4 protein-coding genes are annotated in these 2997 nt (G+C 75.8%); 1 reads left to right on the top strand and 3 read right to left on the bottom strand.

Annotation, left to right across the window (positions count from 1 at the left end; genetic code table 11):
• Positions 1-295, bottom strand: a 295-nt coding sequence (locus ABD308_RS27110; protein WP_344339710.1) for a DAK2 domain-containing protein, incomplete at its 3' end; no start/stop codon positions are given.
• Between the two features lie 24 nt (positions 296-319).
• Complete coding sequence (gene dhaK, locus ABD308_RS27105) at positions 320-1315, bottom strand: dihydroxyacetone kinase subunit DhaK (protein WP_344339707.1); 996 nt, start codon at positions 1313-1315, stop codon at positions 320-322.
• A 128-nt stretch (positions 1316-1443) separates the two neighbouring features.
• On the opposite strand from dhaK, the gene dhaM reads away from it, so the two are divergent.
• Positions 1444-1836: a dihydroxyacetone kinase phosphoryl donor subunit DhaM gene (dhaM, locus tag ABD308_RS27100; RefSeq protein WP_344339703.1), complete on the top strand. Its 393-nt coding sequence runs from the start codon at positions 1444-1446 to the stop codon at positions 1834-1836.
• Positions 1837-1840: 4 nt separating this feature from the next.
• On the opposite strand, the gene ABD308_RS27095 is transcribed toward dhaM, so the two are convergent.
• Positions 1841-2997 (bottom strand): bifunctional 3'-5' exonuclease/DNA polymerase (locus tag ABD308_RS27095; RefSeq protein WP_344339698.1); only part of this gene is annotated, 1157 nt, incomplete at its 5' end.

Below are 2997 nucleotides of genomic sequence, written 5' to 3'. Positions count from 1 at the left end.
GCAGCGCGGCGCCGATCGCCCGGAACGCCTTGCCGTAGAGCGGGCCGGAGGCGCCGCCGACCTTGGAGATCAGCGTGGTGCCGGTCTTGGTCAGCAGCGCGCCGGGCCCGGGGAAGACCGGGGCGTCCGGCGCGTCCAGGACGGCCAGCACGGCGGTGAGGCCGCGTCGCAGGTTGCTGCCGTGGTCGCCGTCGCCGATCGCGGAGTCCAGTTCGGTGAGCCGCCCGTGCTCCTTCTCGACCGCGGCGGCCAGCGCGCGGACCCAGGCCTCGGCGAGGGGGGTGTCGACGTCCATGTGCGGATGCTCCTGTTCCGTCGGTCAGGCGCGCTTGAGGGCGGGGGTGTCCACCGGGGCGTCCCACAGCTCCAGGAGCTGGCCGTCGGCCTTGGCGAGGGTGAGCGAGAAGCCGGCCATGTCCAGGCTGGTCACGTAGTTGCCGACCAGGCTGCGGGCCACCGTGATGCCGTGCCCGGCCAGCCGGGCGGCGACCTCGCCGAAGACGATGTACAGCTCCATCAGGGGGGTCGCGCCGAGGCCGTTGACCAGGGCGATGACCTCGTCACCGGCGGTCAGGTGGTGGTCGGTGAGGACGGTCTCCACCACCTCGGCGACCAGCTCCCGGGCCGGGCGCAGCCGCTCCCGGCGCCGGCCGGGCTCGCCGTGGATGCCGACGCCCACCTCGATCTCGTCGTCGGCCAGCTCGAAGCCGGGCTTGCCGGCCGCCGGGACGGTCGCCGCGGTCAGCGCGATCGCGAACGAGCGGGAGGCCGCGTTCACCCGCTCGCCGAGGGCGGCCACCTCGTCCAGCGGCGCGCCGCGCTCGGCCAGCGCGCCCGCGATCTTCTCCACCAGCACGGTCGCGCCGGTGCCGCGCCGCCCGGCCGTCCAGGTGGAGTCCTCCACCGCCACGTCGTCGTTGACCAGCACCGTGCGGACCTCGACGCCCTCCTCGGCGGCCAGTTCCGCGGCGAGCTCGAAGTTCATCACGTCGCCGGTGTAGTTCTTGACCACGAACACCACGCCGGCGCCGGTGTCCACGGCCTTGGCGGCGGCCAGCATCTGGTCCGGGACGGGGGAGGTGAACACCTCGCCGGGGCAGGCCGCGTCCAGCATGCCGGGGCCGACGTAGCCGCCGTGCAGCGGCTCGTGCCCCGACCCGCCGCCGGACACCAGCGCCACCTTGGGGGCGGTCGGCCGCACGGCCCGGGTGATCACCCGGTTGGCGACGTCTACCGCCAGCTCCGGGTGCGCGGCGGCCACTCCGGCCAGCGCGTCCTCCAGGACGGTCTCCGCGGCGTTGATGAGCTTCTTCACGGCGTACGCGCTCCCCTCGGCAGACGGTGCTGACCCGACGCTACGCCAGACGGGGCCCCCGGGCACGGAATCCGACACGCGGGAAGCCGCTCACCCGGGTGGAGCAACTACGGCCTAGGGTCGGGGGCATGAGTGGACACGTGGGCATCGTTCTGGTCTCGCACAGCGCGGCGCTGGCCGGCGGGTTGAAGGAGCTGCTGGCGGAGCTCGCCTCGGACGAGGTGCGGGTGGTGGTGGCCGGGGGGACCGAGGAGGGCGGGCTCGGGACCAGTTACGAGCTGATCGCCCGGGCGGTGGCCGAGGCGGACGGCGGGGCCGGGGTCGCGGTGCTGCCGGATCTCGGGAGTTCGGTGCTGACCGCGGTGACCGTGCTGGAGGACGCGCCGCGCCCCGGGGTGGTGCTGGTCGACGCGCCGTTCGTGGAGGGTGCGGTGGCCGCCGCGGTGACCGCCTCGACCGGGGCGGCGCTGGCCGAGGTGGTGGCGGCGGCCGAGGAGGCGCGCGGCTTCCGCAAGCTGTGAGGGCTCATTTGGCGTCGGCGTAGCACTCCACCACGGCGGTGCTGAGCGGGAACCGCACCGGTGTGTCGCCGAAGACCAGCCGGCGGGCCTCGTCCGCCGCTTCGGCGACCGCCGCCGCCACCTCGTCGGCCAGGTTGGCGGGGGTGTGCACCATGACCTCGTCGTGCTGGAAGAACACCAGGTGCGGGCGGTCGGCCGCGGTGGCCACCGGGAGCTCGGCGAGCCGGCGGCGCAGCGCCGCCAGCAGGGCCAGCGCCCAGTCGGAGGCGCTGGCCTGGATGACGAAGTTGCGGGTGAACCGGCCGCGGGCGCGGGCCGAGCGGCCGCCGGCGTCGCCCGCCGTCTCGGGCGCCTCGGTGAGGTCCAGGAAGTCGGCGGAGGCGGGCGGGCAGGGGCGGCCCAGCCGGGAGGCGACCACGCCGCCGTCCTCGCCGGTGCGGGCGGCCGCCTCGACGTAGCCCATCGCGGCCGGGTAGCGGCCCCGCAGGGTGGCCAGCAGCGGGCCGATGTCGCCGCTGGTCTGGCCGTACATGGCGCCGAGCAGGCCCAGTTTGGCCTTGTCGCGGTCGCCGTGGAAGGCGGTGGCGGCCAGCGCCTCGTACAGGTCGCCGCCGGCGGCGGTGCGGGCCAGTCCGGCGTCCTGGGAGAGCGCGGCGAGCACCCGCGGCTCCAGCTGGGCGGCGTCGGCCACCACCAGCAGCCAGCCCGGGTCGGCGACCACGGCGCGGCGCAGGATGCGCGGGATCTGCAGCGCGCCGCCGCCGCGGCTGGCCCAGCGGCCGGAGACCACGCCGCCGACCACGTACTCGGGGCGGAACCGGCCGCCGCGGGCCCAGGCGTCCTGCCAGGCCCAGCCGTGCGCGACGTGGATCCGGGACAGCTCCTTGTAGCGGACCAGCAGCCGGGCCGCCGGGTGGTCGATGGTCTTCAGCTCCCAGGACCGGGTGGAGCCGAGCGGGATGCCGGCGTCGGCGAAGGCGCGCAGCACCTGGCTGTGCGAGTCGGGGTTGAACGGGCGCCCGCCGAGCGCCCGCTGGAGCTCGACGGCGAGCTCGGCGAGCAGCCGCGGCTGGGTGCCGGGGACGGTGGGGCGCGGGCCGAGCAGTTCGGTGAGCAGCCGGTCGTGGACGTCGACGCTCCACGGCAGACCGTCGTGGGCCA

Source organism: Kitasatospora putterlickiae, from assembly GCF_039527695.1.
GTDB lineage: Bacteria > Actinomycetota > Actinomycetes > Streptomycetales > Streptomycetaceae > Kitasatospora > Kitasatospora putterlickiae.
This window is presented reverse-complemented; position numbering and strand designations above follow the sequence as displayed.

Bases quoted from the DNA above. Each gene is read 5' to 3' on its own strand.
- dhaM (WP_344339703.1), top strand. From the start codon at position 1,444: ATGAGTGGACACGTGGGCATCGTTCTGGTCTCGCACAGCGCGGCGCTG.